Origin of the sequence: Hymenobacter miniatus, from assembly GCF_016427455.1 — a bacterium.
Classification (GTDB): domain Bacteria; phylum Bacteroidota; class Bacteroidia; order Cytophagales; family Hymenobacteraceae; genus Hymenobacter; species Hymenobacter armeniacus.
Genome location: NZ_JAELXR010000001.1, coordinates 45,526 through 63,052, shown reverse-complemented (window position 1 = coordinate 63,052; position 17,527 = coordinate 45,526). Strand labels below are relative to the sequence as shown.

Genomic DNA, 17,527 nt, shown 5'->3' with positions numbered 1-17,527 from the left:
TCAACGCGGAGACGCGAAGTGTCGCGTCTCTACACCGCCAGCCGTTTCCGCCGCCAGCCCATCACAATGGCCACCACCAGTAGCAGCACCGCCGCAATTTGCGCCCCGCGCCCAATCAGCTCGCCGAAGCGCACATAAAAGGTGGTTTCGGTATTCAGGTGCACGGCGGCGCGGCTGGCCGTGGGAATCCAGGCCGGCTCGCGCTGCGTGATTTCGCCTTTCTGGTTGATGAAGCCGGTGAAGCCCGTGTTGGCCGAGCGGGCCAAGTCGCGCCGCGTTTCGATGCAGCGCAGCTGGCCGTAGCTCAGCAGCTGGCGGTAGCCGGGCGAGTCGTGCCACCAGGCATCGTTGGTAACGAGGCCCAGCAGCGTGGCGCCGTTGCGGGCGTATTCACCCAGAAAGTCGCCGTAGATGGACTCGTAGCAAATGACCGGCGCCACCCGCAGCGCCGGCGCGTTGGCCGGCGCCGCAAACACGGTGCGCTCGGTCTGGCTGCCATAAGAACCCACAAAACCGCCCAAATCAATGTTCTTGAGCACGCTGCTGAGGATGGGCGGAATCTTTTCTACGCCGGGTACCAGCCGCGACTTATGGTAGAGGGCAACCGGCGCGGCGGCGTCGGCGAAGTAAGCGGCGGCGTTGTTGTAGTCGTAGTAGCCCAAGTCGTCGCGGTAGCGAGCGGTTTCGCTGGCCGCGGCCTGGCTAGGGTAGGAGGTGACGGTGGTGATGCCCGTGAGCAATGCTACGCCGGGGTGCCGCGCCAGCCAAGCACGCACGCGCCGGATTTTGGGGTGGCTTTCTATGGTGTTTTCCCAGTATGCTTCCTCCAGCGCCGTTTCGGGCCAGAGAATGAGCTTGGTTTCGGACGTCAGCTTCTGTTCCGAGAGGTTCAGCAGGCGCGTCAGCTGCTCGTCGTAGGGCACGAACTCAGGGCCGCCTTCGAACTTCTCCACGTAGGGGTCGAGGTTGGGCTGCACCACGATAACTTCGGCCGTGGGGCCTTTTTCCTGATAGGTAGCACCGATGAGGTAAGACAACCCGATGGGTAGGACGATGGCAAGCAGAGGCGTGAAAAGCGAAGCGCTAATAGTTGAGATTCTGGCGCCGGAAACATGCGCAGTCGTTATGCCCGCTGCTAACGCATCGTTGTTGGATTTCGACCTGCCCGATAATAGCCAGGTAAAGAACAGCAGATTCACCGCCCACACCCACACCGAGCCGCCCAGGAAGCCCGTGTACTCGTACCACTGCACCCAGCCGGGCGCGGCGGCAAAGCCGTTGCCCAGCGTGAGCCAGGGCCAGGTGATGTCCCAGTGCAGGTGCAGCTGCTCAAAGGCAATCCAGTAAACGGGCAGCGAAAGGTAGCCCCAGCGGTTACCCAAACGCTTCTTGGTTTGGCGGAAGGCCATGAGGGGCAGGCACATGAGCATCGCATTCAGCACCACGGCCGCGATGCCGGCGGCCAGTTGCGCGTAGCTTACCCACCAGGTGGTAAGGGCGTTCCAGAGCACCAGCATCAGGTAGGTGCTGGCAAACACGCGGCCTTTGCGGGCGCCTTCCAGCGTGAGCTTGCGCTCCATGACGAGGTAAGGCAGCCAGCCAACGAACAGCAGCGGCACCAGCCAGGCGGTGGGCCACGGCGCCCAGCCGCCGCTCAGCAGCAGGGCGCCCAACACGGCGAGCACCGGCGTGCGCAGGCGGAACAGGCCGCTAGTCCTGGCCGTCGATGTCGTCGTCGGCATCGTCGTCGGGGCGGCGGGTTCGGTCTTCGCGGCCGGGGCGGGGCTCGCGGGCGGGCGGGGCAAGATTTCCTTCGACGACAACGACAATTTCTCCTTTAATGCTGGGCCGGGCCGCGAAGTCAGCCTCCAGGCTGGCCAGCGTGCCGGTCACGGTTTCTTCAAACAATTTGGTCAATTCGCGGCTAACCGACGCCGGCCGCTCGGGGCCCAGCACCTCGGCCAGTTGGCCCAGGGTTTTGACGATGCGGTGCGGCGACTCGTAAAAAATCATGGTGCGGGTTTCGGCGGCGAGCTGCTGCAGGCGCGTCTGCCGGCCTTTCTTCACCGGCAAAAAGCCTTCGAACGTAAACCGCTCGGCCCCAAAGCCCGACTTCAGCAGGGCCGGCACAAACGCCGTGGGGCCGGGCAGGCACTCCACTCCCAGGCCTTTGGCCAGGCACTCGCGCACCAACAAGAAGCCAGGGTCGGAAATTCCGGGCGTGCCGGCGTCCGAAACCAGGGCCATGGTTTCGCCCTGCTCCAGGCGTGCCAGCAGGCGCGGCACCTGTTGGTGCTCGTTGTGCAAGTGGTAGGAGAGGAGCGGCTTTTTCAGGCCCAGGTGCTGCATGAGGCGGCCGCTGGTGCGGGTGTCTTCGCAGAGCACGGTGCCCACCTCGCCCAGCACGCGGATGGCGCGCAGGGTAATGTCTTCCAAATTGCCGATGGGCGTGGGCACGAGGTACAGAACCGTGTTGGGCATAGGTACAAAGGTAGCCCGACTGCGCTAGGGAGCGGGAATGAGCGCCTTCAATTCCGCCGCGCTCAGACTGCCCGATTCTTTGGCCACCAGTGCGCCCGCTTTGTCGAAGGTGTACGTCATGGGCCGCACGTTGACGCCCGGCAGCGGCTGCCGCACCCGCAGAAATGTGAATCCATAGGGGTGCTTGCGCATGAAAGCCCGGATTTTGGCGGCCGGCTCGTCCGAAACCATCAGGAACGTCACGCCCGGCCCGGCTTGCTGCCGCACCTGCTCAAACATCGGAAACTCAGCCACGCAGGGCGCGCACCACGTGGCCCAGTAGTTCACCACCACGGCCCGGTTGGCGAGTTGCGCGGTGGGCACCGGCGCCCCGTTCAAGTCAAGCAGCTGCATTTCCGCCAGGCTGATATTGGGCTGGTGCAGGAACATCACATAGAACGTGCCGCCCAGTGCCAGAACCGGCACCAGCCCGGCCGCATAGCCCCACCAGAAAGTCTTCTTATGCTTCATAAACGGTGGCGGGAGCAGAATGAAAAGCCGCTTCCTGGGTAACCGTCCAGCGGTTGGAAAGCACAAAGACCAGAACGGCCAGGAGCAGGCCCGTCAGCAAGCCGGCCAGCAAGCCGAGGAAGAAACTCCAGAATTTACTCATTTTGGTTTTGCTGTAGCCAATGAATCAACAATATACACGGCGAAGCGCTAGGCCGCTTCATACCGCGCCGCTACGGCATCGATGGCCGCGGCCAGCCGGTGGTCGCGCCGGGTCACGGTGTTGCCGGCGTCGTGGGTGCGCAGGCGGAACTCGACCGCGTTGTACTCGTTGCTGAACCACGGGTGATGGTCGAGGCGCTCGGCCTCAGCGGCCACTTCGGTGAGGAAGGCGAAGGCCGTGCGGAAGTCGGCAAAACGGAAGCTGCGGCACAGGCTGTTATCGATTTTGGTCCACATAGTTTTTGCTATATTTAACAGCACGGTTCAGGTGTACCGAGGGCGCGCAGGCAAAACCCAAACGGGAAATCCAAAGTACACCTTTTCCGAGCTATTTCTTTCCTCGTACCCCAGCCCTTTAACCACATGGCCATCGACCCCAACAACCGCCCCATCCGCGTCATCAACGACGACACCACCAACGAAGAAATGGAGGCCGGCCACCACATCCCCAACGCCGACCCGCCCAAGAACGAAGCGGCCCGCGGCGGCTTTGGCAACCGCGAAGGCAAAGAAGGCTACGGCTCCGACACGGCCGGCGGCGAAACCGCCCTGGGCGTGAACGAAACCGCCGACGCCATGGCACCGCCGCCCGACAACATGCGCTCGAACGACGAGGGCCGCGCCGGCCGCGAAAACCAGGACCTGCCCGATGACGACGGCCTCGACTCCATCGCCCCCTCGGGCCGCCCCGTCGATGAGCTGGACGTGCACGACCGCCGCCCCGGCGTAGACGAAATGCTGAACCCCAACTCCCGCGTGGGCATGGGCCAGATGGAGCCCCGTCCCATCCAGCCCATCACCGGCACCGACACCAACGCCGAGCTAAACGACCCCAACGCCACCGACACGGCCATCGACCAGTAAGGCCGCGCCCGTCGGCAGCCCGGAGCGACAGTAAGAAACCTTCCCATTTCCACTTTCTAACTTCCTTCATCATGCCGTACAAAAGCAATAACACCAACCAGCAATCCGGTGAAAACCACGGTGCACCCGCCGGCGAAGGCCTGCCCCAAGGCACCGGCGACCTGCCCGTAAACGACCTCGACGAGGCCACCGAAGCCCGCCTCGCGCAAGAAGCCCTCGACGCTGGCCAGCGCCACCCCAATCGTAATCTCGACAAGCCCGGGCTGGACAAGCCCGCGTATGGCGGCGGCCACTAAAGGCCGGACCTAATCTAAGATTTGGGTCCTGACGTCATGCTGAGCGCAGCCGAAGCATTTCTCCCGCACTACCATTCCAGTTGATTGGATGGGTTACGCGGGAGAGATGCTTCGGCTGCGCTCAGCATGACGTTCTTTTTTGTGTCTTTACCCATCAACATATTCCATGCGCCGCTTTGCCACCACCGACCTGCACGGCTGCCTGCACACGTTTCGCCGCTTGGTGGAAGAAGAGCTGCGCCTGACCTCTCGCGACGAGCTGTACCTGCTGGGCGACTACGTGAACAAGGGCCCCGACAGCCGCGGCGTACTCGACTACCTGATGCAGCTGCAGGCTGGCGGCTACCGCGTGCACTGCCTGCGCGGCAACCACGACCAGGCCCTGCTCGACGCCGCGCGCCACCGCTGGCGCTGGGACTGGCTGGGGCCGCGCGGCCGCCAGCCTACCCTGCGCAGCTTCGGCGTGAGGCGGCTGTCCGACATTCCGGCGCATTACCTCAACTGGCTGGCCACGCTGCCCTACGAGATAGAACTGCCCGATTTCGTGCTGGTGCACGCGGGCTACAACTTTGCCCTGCCGCCCGTGGCCATGCGCCAGGACCACGACACCATGCTCAACACCAAAAAGTTCGTGTACGACCCCACGCGGCTGGGCGGGCGGCGCTTGCTACACGGCCACGTGCCCACGCCCACCGCGCACGTGCGCGCCAAAGCCGCTGGCCACCCCGGTGCCCTGGGCCTCGACACGGGCTGCGTGTATCGCCACAACCCTGAGCTGGCTCATTTGGCGGCCCTGAATTTGGACAGCTGGGAGTTGCTGCTGGTGCCCAACTGCGAACCGCCTTACCCAATAGGAAAGCGGTAAAATGCTTTTCAGAATGCCGCTTTCTTGGTGCGATAATTTCGCTGTGGGCGCTAGGTGCTTTTGTATTATATCCGTTCGGTTTCTTGGGGAAAGGTAGCGCGTGCCGCCATCGATTGCTGGCCAGTTGCGAGCAGCGGCTGTTGAGCGGATTGTGGCGTGGGCTTACACACAAACGTGCATTATTCCGAATGGATGGAGCTTTAATAATGGAATAATAATTTGGGTTATTGGCTGCCAATTTGAAAAAATAATTGAAGTATTATTTGAAAAGCATAGGATGCTTGCAATAAAATAAGTTGCAAATTGTATTATACCGGCGGGGTCTTGACTGGCCTGTTGCGAAGGAGTGTGCGGGGCTATACGTTTGATAAATACTATTTCTGCATGGTGAGTTGAGTCCGAAAATCGGAAAAAGTCAAGCCAGCGCCTGAGCGTGCGAATTGAATTTTGCCTGGTTATGGATTTTTGCGCCATCTAGAAAGTAGTAACGGCCCGAAGGCTTCTACCGGGGCGGCTTACCATTTCAAACTTTTTTACCCTGTATATGAAACATTCCCTACCCTCGGCCTCGCATTCTTTTGGCCCCTTGCCCACACTCCCGTGGTGGGAGCGCTGGCGTGGGCAGCTAGTGGCCGTGCTGCTGGCGGTGTTGCTGCTGCTCGGCAGCCGCGTCCACGCCACGGTCATCATCACCGTGGGCAACGGTCAAGCCAACTACCCCACCATTACGCAGGCGCTGGCGTCGGTGCCTTCTACGCTGACCGAGCCGTATGAGCTGCAGCTGACCGCCAACAGCTACTCCGAAAACGTGCTACTCACCAAAACCGGCACTGCCACCAACACGCTCACCATCAAGCCAGCAGCCGGGGTTTCGCCCATCATCACGGGCACGTTCACGTTTGGGGCCGGCAGCGCCTACACCATTTTGAGCGGCAACAACGGCAGCGCCCGCGCCCTCACCCTGCGCCAAACCGACCAGCTGGCGCCCACGCTGGTGTTCAGCAACGACGCCTCGCACAACACCGTGAGCGAAGTGCAGGTGCGCGGCGCCGCCACCTCCTGGACCAGCGGCGTAGTGGTAATAGGCAACAGCAGCGCCACCGGCAACGACTACAATGCCCTGACCCAAAGCTACATCTTCAACGCCAACCCCTCGCAACTGCCGGCCAACCTGGTGTACGCCGTGAACTCCGGCACCGGCACCAACGACGGCTTCGCCCTCACGGGCAATCAGCTCTACAACTTCACCCGCACCGGTGTGCAGGTAGGCAGCGGCAACGGCGACGCCTGGAACATCAGCAGCAACAGCATCTTCTACAACGCGTCGTCGACGCCCACCACGGCCCAGACGGGTATTGATTTTGCCCCCGGCACCGGGGCCAACGACGCCACCGTGGCCAACAACTCCATTGGCGGACAGGCGGCCGGCGCCACCGGCGGCGCCTGGGTAAACACCGGCGGGCAGAGCTTCCGCGGCATTGTGATGAGCTGCGGCGGCAGCACCGCCCTCACCAACGAAGTGACCGGCAACCTGGTGAGCAACGTGAGCCTCACGGGCACGGGCTCGGCCGCGCTCACGGCCATCGGCATCGACGGCGGCCGCAACGAGCTTTCGAGCAACACAGTGGCCAGCGTGAGCAACACCGGCACCAGCGGCGTGAACAGCCTCGTGAGCCGCGCCATCACGGTGCTGGGCTCTTTCTCGGTGGCCAGCGGCCAGCTGATGGTGGTGGAAAACGGCCTGACCGTGGTGCAGGGCAACCTCACCAACGCGGGCATCCTGAACCACACCGGCGGCGACATGCTCGTCACCGGCAATTTCGTCAACTCCGGCACTTTTGCCCAGACGCTGGGCGACATTGAAATCAAGGGCAACATGACCAACACGGGCCAGTTCACCTGCTCCACCGGCAAGGTGAAGCTGACCGGTACCGGCCCCCAAACCGTGAGCGGCGGCCTCTACTTCAACCTGGAAGTGAACGGCACCGGCACCAAAACCCTCACCGGCAACGCCACCGTGTACAACGGCGTGCAGATGCTGACCGGCGTGCTGGCCACCGGCAGCCGCTACGCCCTCACCCTCGACCGCCTGGCCAACCTCGTGGAAACCGACGCCAGCTACGTGCTGGGCCGCGTGGAGGTGAACCGCACCCCCACCGAGGGCGTGCTGGAAGACTTCGGCGGCGTGGGCCTGGAAATGACGCCCGCCACCGGCTCGACGCTGCCCGGCGCCACTTTCGTGACGCGCATCACGGGCACGGCCCCGGTGGGCGTGGGCGGCCGCCAGGGCATCCTGCGCTATTACGACATCGACGCCGACGTGCTCACCGGCCTCAACCTGAGCCTGACCCTGCGCTACCTCGACCACGAGCTCAACGGCATCAGCCGCGCCAACCTGCGCTTCTTTAAGTCGACCAACGCCGGTGCCACCTGGGCCAACAAAGGCGTGAGCAGTGCCGGCACCGGCCCCGTGGCCAGCAGCGGCTACGCCACCCTCAACAACGTGGACGGCTTCTCGCGCTGGACCCTCGGCGACCTCATCAACCCGCTTCCCGTTAGCCTCACCGAGTTCGTGGCCGAGCGCCATGGCCGCAACGCCGTCCTGACCTGGGCCACGGCCACCGAGCAGAACAACCGCGGCTTCGGCATCGAAGTCTCGCTCGATGGCAAGACGTTTAAAGAAATTGGTTTCGTGGCGGCCGAGGGCAGCGGCACCAGCAGCAGCGCCCGCAGCTACCGCTTCGTGGACGCCAGCGAGGGCAAAGCCGGCCGCCGCTACTACCGCCTGCGCCAGCAAGACCGCACCGCTGGCGAGGCCACCTACTACGGCCCCCGCGAGCTGACCTTCGAGGCCGAGGCCCCCGTGTTTGCCGCCTACCCCACGCAATTCAGCCAGGACCTGACCGTTGAGCTGCGCCACCCCGGCGCCACCACCGCCACCCTGCGCCTATTCGACGGCCTGGGCCGCGAGGTGTGGCACCAGGACGTGACGCCCGGCTCGGCACCGCTGCACGTGCAGCCCGCCGGGGCCGCCGGGGCCTACGTACTCACCGCCACGGTGGCCGGCCAGGTGCTGCGCCAGCGCGTGGTGAAAGACTGAGGCTGAGAGCCGCGCTCCAGCGCCGTTCCGCCTTTTCCGAAGCCCCAGCTACGATAGTGGCTGGGGCTTTTCGTTATGGCAGGCGAGCCGGCGATAGCGCCACGTAGGAAGGCGATGGTTCCAACACATTCCGCCATGCGGAGCGCTGCCGAAGTCTCTCTCCCGCAATCGTAATTTCGAATTGATGTGTACTCCTGCGGCATACATGCTGCCGCTGTGCTCCGCATGACAAACCACTTTCCTAATTCTCTTCACCTGCTGACGCGCGTGTTCAGCGTGTGCTGATTGTCATCGAGCCTGTGACTGTACCAGTCAGCCGGTTGCCGGCCCAAACTGCAGCCGCGACACCATTCAGCACGCGTTAAACATGTGTCTCGCCAGCTTAGGCTACTTCCCTTCCAGCACACCCGCCGCCACCGCCCGCCGGGCCGAGGCGCGGTAGGGGTTGAGCGAGTCGGCGGCCACGGCGCGCAGCTCGGTCAGGGCGGGGGCCAGCTCCTTGGCTTGCCAGTAGGCCATGCCGAGGTGGTAGCGGGCGCGGCGGGTTAGCTCGCTGGCGGCGTTTTCGTCGCTCACGCGGCGCAGGTACAGCTGGGCGGCGTTGCCCTGGCCCTGGCGCAGCAGGATGAGGCCGCGCAGGTAGAGCAGGGTGTCATTGCCCACGCTGGTGGGGCTCACCCGGCCCAGCGAGTGCAGCGCCGCCGGGTAGTGGCCCGACTGATACTGGTCGAGGGCTTCGGAGAGCAGGGGGCGGGCGTGCAGCAGGGCGGGCGTCACCACGGGGCCGGGGTCGGGCTGGTAGTAGGCTTCCCAGCTGCGGGCCGGGCGGGCGGGGTCGGGGCGGCTGAGGTACCAGGCGGCCACGCCGGTGGCCAGCAGCAGGAAGGCGCCCAGGGTGCCCAGCACGGCCCAGCGGCGCTGGCGGCGCTGGTTCAGCTGCTCCACGCGGGCCAGGGCGGTGCCGCGCTCGTTCATGCGCTCGTCGAGGGCTTGCAGGCGCTGGCGCAGGGTGTCGTGGCCGGCGGCCCAGCGCAGGTCGGCGGTGAGCTGCTCGTAGGCGGCGTGGGCGTCGGCCAAGTCTTCCTCCTGCTCCAGGCGCAGCTCGAAGGCTTCCTGCTCGGCCGGAGTCATCTGGCCGTCGGCAAAGCGTTCGAGTTCGTCGAAGTAGGGGCGGAGGTCGGGGCGGGGCGGAGTCTGAGGACTCATTTCAGCAGCTCGTAAAGTTTGCGCAGGCAGGCGCTTTTCTGGAGGCGGGCCACGGTGGCGTTGGGGAAGCCCATCTTGCCGCCCATCTTCTCAAAATGATAGCCGCGAAAGTAAAAGTAGGTCAGCACCTGCTGGCAGTCGGCCCCGAGCTGGTTGAACTGGGCCAGCAGGCGCTGCCGGCGGCTGGCTTCGGCGGCGGGCAGGGGCACGTGGGCGGGCACCTGGGCGGCCAGGCGCTGCTGGGCCATGCCGTAGATGAAGGCCCGCAGGTCGTCGGGCATTTTGGTGATGCGGCCGTCGGCCACCTGGTCGTAGAAGTCGAGCAGGGTGTCTTGCAGCAGGCCGTGGGCCTGGGCCGGGGCCAGGCGGTGCTGGCGCTGGGCCCAGCGGGAAAACAGGTGCCGGCTGCGTTGGTAAAAGTCAATCAGAAACTTCTGATTGCCGACGCGCAGCTGGGTAAGGGTTTCGGCAAGGGGCGCGGACATGGCAGGGAGCAAAGGCAGTAGCAAGTAACAACGGAAACGCTTATCAGTGAACAGTTATCAGTGTGCAGTTAGCAGTTGAGGGGCGAAGGGCGGCGAAGCGACCTCGCATGAGGCGCTTAACTGGCCGGATAAGTGCTTGAAGCCGCCGAGTTTCTGAAAGAAAACGGGTTGAATGCTCTTTTTTTCAAAAAGCCCGCTCGCGAGAAGGGCCACCCCAACTGTTCACTGATAACTACTCACTGATAACTGATACTTACCTTTACGCCCATGCAAACCGTCGCCCCCGCTCGCCTGCTCGACACCGCCGTGTTCGACCTCATCGCCCAGGAAAAAGCCCGCCAAACCCACGGCATTGAGCTCATTGCCTCCGAAAACTACGTTTCGGAACAGGTGATGGCCGCCCAGGGCTCCGTGCTCACCAACAAGTACGCCGAGGGCCTGCCCGGCAAGCGCTACTACGGCGGTTGCGAAATCGTGGACCAGGTGGAGCAGCTGGCCATCGACCGCGTGAAGGAGCTCTTCGGCGTGCAGTGGGCCAACGTGCAGCCGCACTCCGGCGCCCAGGCCAACGCGGCCGTGTTCCTGGCCTGCCTCAAGCCCGGCGATAAAATCCTAGGGTTCGACCTCAGCCACGGCGGCCACCTCACCCACGGCTCGCCGGTGAACTTCTCGGGCAAGTACTTCGTGCCCAGCTTCTACGGCGTGGAGCGCGAAACCGGCCTCATCGACTGGGCCAAGGTGAAGGAAACCGCCCGCCGCGAGCGCCCCAAGATGATTATCTGCGGCGCCTCGGCCTACTCGCGCGACTGGGACTACAAAGCCCTGCGCGAAGCCGCCGACGAAGTGGGCGCCCTGCTGCTAGCCGACATCTCGCACCCTTCGGCCCTCATCGCCAAAGGCCTGCTGAACTCGCCCTTCGAGCACTGCCACATCGTGACCACCACCACGCACAAAACCCTGCGCGGCCCCCGCGGCGGCCTCATCATGCTGGGCAAGGACTTCGAAAACCCCTTCGGCCTGACCACGCCCAAGGGCGAAATCCGGCCCATGTCGGCCGTGCTCGACGGCGCCGTGTTTCCCGGCACCCAGGGCGGGCCGCTAGAGCACGTCATTGCGGCCAAAGCCGTGGCCTTCGGCGAGGCGCTGACCGACGACTTCAAAACCTACACCCAGCAAGTGGCCCGCAACGCCCAGGCGTTGGCCAGCGGATTCACCGCGCTGGGCTACGACCTCATCTCGGGCGGCACCGACAACCACCTCATGCTGATTGACCTGCGCTCGAAAGGCCTGAGCGGCAAGCTGGCCGAAAACACGCTGGTGCGCGCCGACATCACCATCAACAAAAACATGGTGCCCTTCGACGACAAGTCGCCTTTCGTGACCAGCGGCATCCGCATTGGCTCGGCCGCCGTAACTACCCGCGGTTTGGGCGAGTCAGACATGGCCCGCATCGTGGAGCTCATAGACGAAACCCTGACCCACCACGACAACGATACCCGCATCGGGCAGGTCCGCCAGCGCGTGAATGCCTGGCTGCAGGACTACCCGCTGTTTGCGTAGCGTTTTACGTGTGGGGTGACGTTCGTCTGTCATCCTGAGCGCAGCGAAGGACCTTATCACGTTAGCGCATCCTGACGTGATAAGGTCCTTCGCTGCGCTCAGGATGACAGACGGTTTATTCCTCTTCCTATTTCTCTATTTTCTCCGTGCAACCTCAACCGCAACAACCTAACCCCTCGGGCGAAACGCACGAAATGTCCTTCATCGACCACCTGGAGGCGTTGCGCTGGCACATCATCCGGTCGGCCATTGCGGTGGTGGTGTTCACCACCGGCGCGTTTTTCGCGAAGGATTTCCTGTTTCACGACGTGATTTTGGGCCCGTCGCGGCCCGATTTCTGGACCTACCGCATGTTCTGCAAGTTCGGCAACTGGGTGCACGCGCCGGACTTGTGCATCGACAAAATCGGGTTCGTGATTCAGAACCGGCAGATGAGCGGGCAGCTCACCATGCACATCAGCACTTCGTTTATGGCGGGCATCTGCCTCACGTTTCCGTACCTGTTCTGGGAAATCTGGCGTTTCGTGAAGCCCGGCCTCTACCCGCACGAGCGGGCCAACTCGCAGGGAGCCGTGTTTTTTGTGTCGGTGCTGTTTGCGCTGGGGCTGCTGTTTGGCTACTACATCGCCGCGCCGCTGAGCATCAACTTCCTGGCCGGCTACGTGGTGGACCCCACCATCGAAAACCAGATTGACATGCAGAGCTACCTGAGCACGCTGAGCACCATGAGCCTCTCGTGCGCCTTCGTGTTTGAGCTGCCCATGATAGTGTTTTTCCTGGCCAAGGCCGGCATTGTGTCGCCCGAAATCATGCAGGTGTACCGCAAGCACGCCATTGTGGTCATCCTCATCATCGCGGCCATCATCACTCCGCCCGACATCTCGGCCCAAATCATCGTCACCATCCCCATTTTGCTGCTCTACGAGCTGAGCATTCACATTGCCCGCGTGGTGCGGCGCGGCGATGCCGCCCGCCTCAACGCCAAGCTGGCCCGGGAGCAAGCCATGGGCAGCTAGTGCCGCCCGGCTCCGGCATGTAACGCTCGCACTACCAACGCAACCTCTTCCACGTCCCATGAAAATTGCTCTCGGCTCCGACCACGCCGGTTTCACTCATAAAGAAATGCTGCGCACTTGGCTGGCGGCCGAAGGCCACGACGTGCGTGATTTTGGCACGTACTCGGCCGATTCGATGGACTACCCCGATGTGGCGCACCCGCTTTCGGCAGCGGTGGAAAGCGGCGAGTTTGCGCTCGGGCTGCTGCTGTGTGGCTCGGCCAACGGGGTGTGCATTACGGCCAACAAGCACGCCGGCGTGCGCGCCGCCATTGCCTGGCTGCCCGAACTGGCCGCCCTGGCCCGGCAGCACAACGACGCCAACGTGCTGTGCGTGCCGGCCCGCTACGTGAGCGAGGAGCAAACCCAAGAAATTGTATCAACTTTTCTAAAAACAAATTTCGAAGGTGGTCGTCATCAGCTCCGAGTGGCGAAAATAAAGGGCTGAGGCAATGCTGCCCCGCTTTTGAAAATTGGCCTGCTGAAAAAATTGCACCCTTGAATATTTTGAAATAGCATTAAAGCGTGAAGTTTGCCCGGACTGTGCGTATCTTTGGCTAGCATTACGCAGCCACTTATGACCCGGCCCGGAATTTTGCTTATTTGGCTGCTCGCTTTCGGCGCGCTACTGGCTCCTGGGCGGGCCGTGGCCGGCGGGGCATTGCCAAACAGCACCGAGGCCATTCGGCAGAAGCTGGCCACGCCCCTGCCCGATACCACCCGCCTGCGGCTGCTGAACGCCATGTGCTACGCCTTGCACAACGAGCAGCCCGCCCGCGCCCTGCCCTACGGCGAGGCCGCCCTGGCCCTGGCCCGCACCCTGCCCGCCGACGAGCAGGGCCCCGGCCTGCTCCGCAGCCTGCTGTACCTGGCCAGTTGCTACGGTAACCTTTCCAACGGCCCGGAGGCCCTGCAGCTCCTCAACGAAGCCCAGACGCTGGCCCTGAAGCTGAAAAACGTGGACGGGCTGGTGCGCGCCTACACTTCGCAGGGCAGCATCTACCACGAGCGGCGCGACTCCACCTCGGCCTGGCGCCACTACCGCCGCGCCCTGCGCCTGATGAACCAGCCTGGCGTGACGCCCACCGCCCGCATGAAGCTGCTGGGCAACGTGGGCGGGCTGTTTTTCTTCCGGCATCAATTGCCCCAGGCCCTGCACTACGACTCGCTGGCCCTGGCGCTGGCCCGCCGCCAGAGCGACTCCACGGCCGAAGCCAACTACCTCTCCAGCCTGGCCAACTACCAGATGCAGGCCGGCAACCTGGGCCGGGTGAAGCGCCTGCTCACCCAGGCGCTGGCCATTAGCCGACGGCAGCGCGCCGTGCGCAGCCAGGCCCGGCAGCTCATCATGTTTGCGATGTATTACATCCAGACCGACGAGCCCGCGCGCGCTGACGCCGCCACCCGCGAAGCCCTGAAGCTGGCCCGCCAGAGCGACTACCTTGAATGCGTGCTCGACGCCTACAGCATCCTGTCGGCCGAAGCCGCCGAGCGCGAAAACTACCGCCAGGCCTACGAGTGGAACCAGCGCTACGTGGAGCTCAACGACACGCTGAACAACCGCCAAACCATACAAACCCTGGCCGCCGCCCAGGTGAGCAGCGAGGCCCAGGAGCGCGCCCGCCGCCTGCGTCTGCTCACGCAGCAGCGCGACGAGCAGGCCTGGCACAGCCGCGTGCTGATAGGCGCCGTGGCCGTGCTCACGCTGGCCCTGCTGGTGGCCGTCTATTTCTACCGCAACTTGCGCCGCAGCCGCTCCGAGCTGGCCGCCAACAACCGGGCGCTGGAAAAAGTATCGGTAGAGCTGCGCAGCGTGGCGTCGTTCAAGGACAAGCTCTACGCCATTGTGGCCCACGACCTGCGCGGGCCGGTCACGGCCTTTGCCGGCGTCACGAGTTTAATTGACTCCTACATTGCCCAGAACGACCAGGACGGCCTGGCCCGCCTACCTGCTCTGGTGCGCCAAGCCGCCGACAGCCTCAACCACCTGCTCGACAACGTGCTGAACTGGGCCGTGAGCCAGACCGGCGAGCTGGAGTGCCGCCCGGCGCCGGTGCTCGTGTCGGAGCTGTTTGCCGAGTGCCAGGCCCTGTACCAGACCACGGCGGCGGCCAGCTGGCAGCACATCACCATGGCCGCCCCCGATGGCCTGAAGCTGATGGCTGACCGCAACATGGCCCGCACCATCCTGCGCAACCTGGTGGGCAACGCCCTCAAGTTCATGCCCGCCGGCGGCCACGTGCACCTCGAAGCCGCCCCCGACCCCGACGACCCGCAGATGGTGCTCATCAGCTGCACCGACACCGGGCCGGGCATGAGCGCGGCCACCGTGGCCTCACTCATGAGCGGCCCCGCTCTGCCCGAGCCCACGCCCACGCCCAAGCCGCGCGCCACCGGCCTGGGGCTGGGCCTAGCGCTGTGCCGGGCCTTCGTGCACCGGCACGGCGGCACGCTCGTGATTCAGAGCCGCCCCGGCGCTGGTACCAATGTGACCGTGAGCCTGCCGGTGGCGAAGTAGCTTCGTCTGTCATTGCGGGCGCAACGCGGCAATCCGTCCTGTTCGCAGCGACCAACTCGGGGGCGTGACAACCTCATAAAAAGCCCCGGCTCTGTAGTAGAGCCGGGGCTTTTCACAGTAGTATGCTAGTCGCTTAGAGAGGAAGGATTGCCACGGCCTACAGCCTCGCAATGACAGGCGTCGGTTTACCAAATCACCACCCGGGTCGAATCGGGGCGGTAGAGCTTTTGGCCGGGCTTGATGCCGAAGGCGTCGTAGAAGGCGGGCACGTCGGCCATGGGGCCGTTCACGCGGTATTGGGCGGGCGAGTGCACGTCGGTGAGCAGCTGCGAGGCCAGGCTTTCGTCGAGCACGTGCATTTGCCAGCCCAGCGCGTAGCCCAGGAAATAGCGCTGCACGGGCGTGAGGCCGTTGATTTTCTTGCCTTCCTTGTACTGCTTGGTTTTTTTGAAGGCGTCGAGGCCGATGACGATGCCACCGAGGTCGGCGATGTTCTCGCCGGCCGTGGCCTTGCCGTTGATGTGCAGCGAGTCGAGCAGGGTGTAGCCGTTGAACTGCTTCACGATGCCGGCCACGCGCTGGTTGAAGCGCTTGCGGTCTTCCTTGCTCCACCATTCGTGCAGGTTGCCGTGGGCGTCGTACTGGCTGCCCTCGTCATCGAAGCCGTGGGTGAGCTCGTGGCCGATGGTGCTGGCGCCGGCGTAGCCGTACACCAGGGCGTCGTCGGCGTCGGCATCGAGCAGACCGGGAATGGCGAAGGCCGCAGCCGGCAGCACAATCTCGTTGTTCGAGCTGTTATAGTAAGCATTGTAGGTCTGAGGCGTCATGCCCCATTCGGTGCGGTCCACGGGCTTGCCCAGCTTGTTAAGTTCGTAGCGGTGCTGCCAAAAGTTGGCGCGCATCACGTTTTCGGCCAGCGAGCTGCGGTCAATTTTCAGGCTCGAATAGTCTTTCCATTTATCGGGGTAGCCCACCTTGGGCGTGATTTTGTGCAGCTTGTCGAGGGCCACCACTTTGGTGGGCGCGCTCATCCAATCCAGCTTTTGAATGTGCTCGGCAAAGGCGGTGGTCACGTGTTGAACCAGCGTGTCGTAGCGGGCTTTGGCTTCGGGCTTGAAGTATTCCTTCACGAACAGCTGGCCCAGGGCGTCGCCGAGGGCGTCTTCCTGCATGTCGAGCACGCGCTTCCAGCGGGGCCGGATTTCCTTGGCGCCGCGCAGCACCGTGCCGTAAAAATGGAAGTTCTCGTTCACAAACCGGCTGCTGAGCGTGGGCGCATACGTGCGGGCCAGCTGCCAGGAGAGGTAGGCTTTCCAGTCGTCCAGCGGTTTGCTTTTCAGCAGCTGGCCCGCCGTCTGGTAAAACTCGGGCTGGCCCACAATCACCGTGTCCACGTTCGTGAATTCCATCTGTGCCAGCCAGGTTTTCCAGTCGAGGCCGGGCGTGAGCTGGTTGAGCTGCGCGATGCTCATTTTGTGGTAATTGGCGTAGGGGTCGCGCAGGGCTTCGAGCTTGCGCGAGGACTTGGCCAGGGCCGTTTCCAGCGCCATCACGCGGTCGGCGTTGGCCTGAGCGGTGGCCTGGTCCTGGCCCAGCAGCCGGAAGGTATTGGCCAGGTGCTTCAGGTATTCGGCCCGAATGTTCTTGGTGCGCGAGTCGGTGTTGAAGTAGTAGTCGCGGTTGGGCAGGCCCAGGCCCGACTGGCGCAGGTACAGCGCCATCTTGTCGCTGTTTTTGTCGTCCTGGCCCACGTTGGGGCCGATGAGGGCCCGCACGCCCAGCGGAATCTCGTGGGCGATGACGCCGGGCACTTCGGCCACGGTTCTCATGGCCGCGATGCGGTCGAGCTCCGGCTTGAGCGGGGCCGCGCCCAGCTTATCGGCCTTCACCGAATCCATGCCCACGGCCCAGAAGTCGCCGATTTTTTGCTGGTTGCTGCCCGCGGCGGCGTTGGCTTTGGCCGCTTCCACGCTGGTTTCGCGCAGCCGCGCATACACCTCGTCCTGCACCTTCTTGCCGATGCCCATGTTGCTTTCCGACGCCGGAATGGGGTTGTTCTTAATCCAGGTGCCGTTGGCGTAGCTAAAGAAGTCGTCGCCGGGCGCCACGGTCGTGTCCAGGGCGGCGTAAAGCAGGTCGGGCTTGTCGCTGGAGCTGGCCGTTTTCAGGGAGTTCGGTGGGCAGCCGGTCACGGCCGCGGCCAGCAGCGGCAGCAAGAACAAGGGTCTTTTCATGAAAGATTAAGGGATGGGAGTCTTTTGGAAACGAAAGAACGTCATGCTGAGCGCAGCCGAAGCATCTCTACTGCGATAGTAACCCAAACAATGGATTAGTTGCGCGGTAGAGATGCTTCGACTTCGCTCAGCATGACGTTCCCAGCCTCGTT

Annotated in this window: 16 protein-coding genes; 8 read left to right on the top strand and 8 right to left on the bottom strand. The window is 63.7% G+C overall.

Annotation, left to right across the window (positions count from 1 at the left end; genetic code table 11):
- Positions 1-29: 29 nt before the first annotated feature.
- The 5 genes from lnt to JAO73_RS00260 are packed head-to-tail and all read right to left on the bottom strand — an operon-like array spanning position 30 to position 3,429.
- Complete coding sequence (gene lnt, locus JAO73_RS00280; protein WP_198975204.1) at positions 30-1,742, bottom strand: apolipoprotein N-acyltransferase; 1,713 nt, start codon at positions 1,740-1,742, stop codon at positions 30-32.
- Complete coding sequence (rsmI, locus tag JAO73_RS00275; RefSeq protein ID WP_198975203.1) at positions 1,711-2,481, bottom strand: 16S rRNA (cytidine(1402)-2'-O)-methyltransferase; 771 nt, start codon at positions 2,479-2,481, stop codon at positions 1,711-1,713. Before rsmI ends, lnt begins: the two co-directional genes overlap by 32 nt.
- 24 nt (positions 2,482-2,505) lie before the next feature.
- Complete coding sequence (locus JAO73_RS00270) at positions 2,506-2,991, bottom strand: TlpA family protein disulfide reductase (protein WP_198975202.1); 486 nt, start codon at positions 2,989-2,991, stop codon at positions 2,506-2,508.
- Positions 2,981-3,133 (bottom strand): hypothetical protein, encoded by a 153-nt coding sequence (locus JAO73_RS00265; protein WP_198975201.1) that lies wholly within the window; start codon positions 3,131-3,133, stop codon positions 2,981-2,983. Before JAO73_RS00265 ends, JAO73_RS00270 begins: the two co-directional genes overlap by 11 nt.
- 47 nt (positions 3,134-3,180) lie before the next feature.
- Positions 3,181-3,429: a 4a-hydroxytetrahydrobiopterin dehydratase gene (locus tag JAO73_RS00260; protein ID WP_198975200.1), complete on the bottom strand. Its 249-nt coding sequence runs from the start codon at positions 3,427-3,429 to the stop codon at positions 3,181-3,183.
- Between the two features lie 126 nt (positions 3,430-3,555).
- Between JAO73_RS00260 and JAO73_RS00255 the strand changes: the two genes are divergently transcribed.
- From JAO73_RS00255 to JAO73_RS00240, 4 genes are all read left to right on the top strand, one after another.
- Positions 3,556-4,056: a hypothetical protein gene (locus JAO73_RS00255; RefSeq protein WP_198975199.1), complete on the top strand. Its 501-nt coding sequence runs from the start codon at positions 3,556-3,558 to the stop codon at positions 4,054-4,056.
- 71 nt (positions 4,057-4,127) lie between these two features.
- Complete coding sequence (locus tag JAO73_RS00250; RefSeq protein ID WP_198975198.1) at positions 4,128-4,352, top strand: hypothetical protein; 225 nt, start codon at positions 4,128-4,130, stop codon at positions 4,350-4,352.
- A 166-nt stretch (positions 4,353-4,518) separates the two neighbouring features.
- Positions 4,519-5,217: a metallophosphoesterase family protein gene (locus JAO73_RS00245; protein ID WP_198975197.1), complete on the top strand. Its 699-nt coding sequence runs from the start codon at positions 4,519-4,521 to the stop codon at positions 5,215-5,217.
- A 544-nt stretch (positions 5,218-5,761) separates the two neighbouring features.
- The gene (locus JAO73_RS00240) at positions 5,762-8,317 is read left to right on the top strand and encodes an autotransporter outer membrane beta-barrel domain-containing protein (RefSeq protein WP_198975196.1); all 2,556 of its coding nucleotides are present in this window, start codon (positions 5,762-5,764) and stop codon (positions 8,315-8,317) included.
- A 387-nt stretch (positions 8,318-8,704) separates the two neighbouring features.
- Here the strand turns inward: JAO73_RS00240 and JAO73_RS00235 are convergent, their stop codons facing one another.
- Both JAO73_RS00235 and JAO73_RS00230 read right to left on the bottom strand, forming a co-directional pair.
- Positions 8,705-9,523: an anti-sigma factor gene (locus tag JAO73_RS00235; RefSeq protein WP_198975195.1), complete on the bottom strand. Its 819-nt coding sequence runs from the start codon at positions 9,521-9,523 to the stop codon at positions 8,705-8,707.
- Positions 9,520-10,008, bottom strand: coding sequence for an RNA polymerase sigma factor (locus JAO73_RS00230; RefSeq protein WP_198975194.1), 489 nt, complete (start codon positions 10,006-10,008; stop codon positions 9,520-9,522). The genes JAO73_RS00235 and JAO73_RS00230 overlap by 4 nt, the downstream gene beginning before the upstream one ends.
- Before the next feature lie 267 nt (positions 10,009-10,275).
- Between JAO73_RS00230 and glyA the strand changes: the two genes are divergently transcribed.
- The 4 genes from glyA (at position 10,276) to JAO73_RS00210 (ending at position 15,141) form a co-directional block, all read left to right on the top strand.
- Positions 10,276-11,568, top strand: coding sequence for a serine hydroxymethyltransferase (gene glyA, locus JAO73_RS00225; RefSeq protein ID WP_198975193.1), 1,293 nt, complete (start codon positions 10,276-10,278; stop codon positions 11,566-11,568).
- Positions 11,569-11,714: 146 nt separating this feature from the next.
- Positions 11,715-12,584, top strand: coding sequence for a twin-arginine translocase subunit TatC (tatC, locus tag JAO73_RS00220; protein ID WP_317191178.1), 870 nt, complete (start codon positions 11,715-11,717; stop codon positions 12,582-12,584).
- A 58-nt stretch (positions 12,585-12,642) separates the two neighbouring features.
- Positions 12,643-13,071 (top strand): ribose 5-phosphate isomerase B, encoded by a 429-nt coding sequence (gene rpiB / locus JAO73_RS00215; protein ID WP_198975192.1) that lies wholly within the window; start codon positions 12,643-12,645, stop codon positions 13,069-13,071.
- Between the two features lie 129 nt (positions 13,072-13,200).
- On the top strand, positions 13,201-15,141 hold the full coding sequence (locus JAO73_RS00210) for a tetratricopeptide repeat-containing sensor histidine kinase (protein ID WP_198975191.1): 1,941 nt from the start codon (positions 13,201-13,203) through the stop codon (positions 15,139-15,141).
- A gap of 185 nt (positions 15,142-15,326) precedes the next feature.
- Here the strand turns inward: JAO73_RS00210 and JAO73_RS00205 are convergent, their stop codons facing one another.
- Complete coding sequence (locus tag JAO73_RS00205; RefSeq protein WP_198975190.1) at positions 15,327-17,375, bottom strand: M13 family metallopeptidase; 2,049 nt, start codon at positions 17,373-17,375, stop codon at positions 15,327-15,329.
- Positions 17,376-17,527 lie beyond the last annotated feature (152 nt).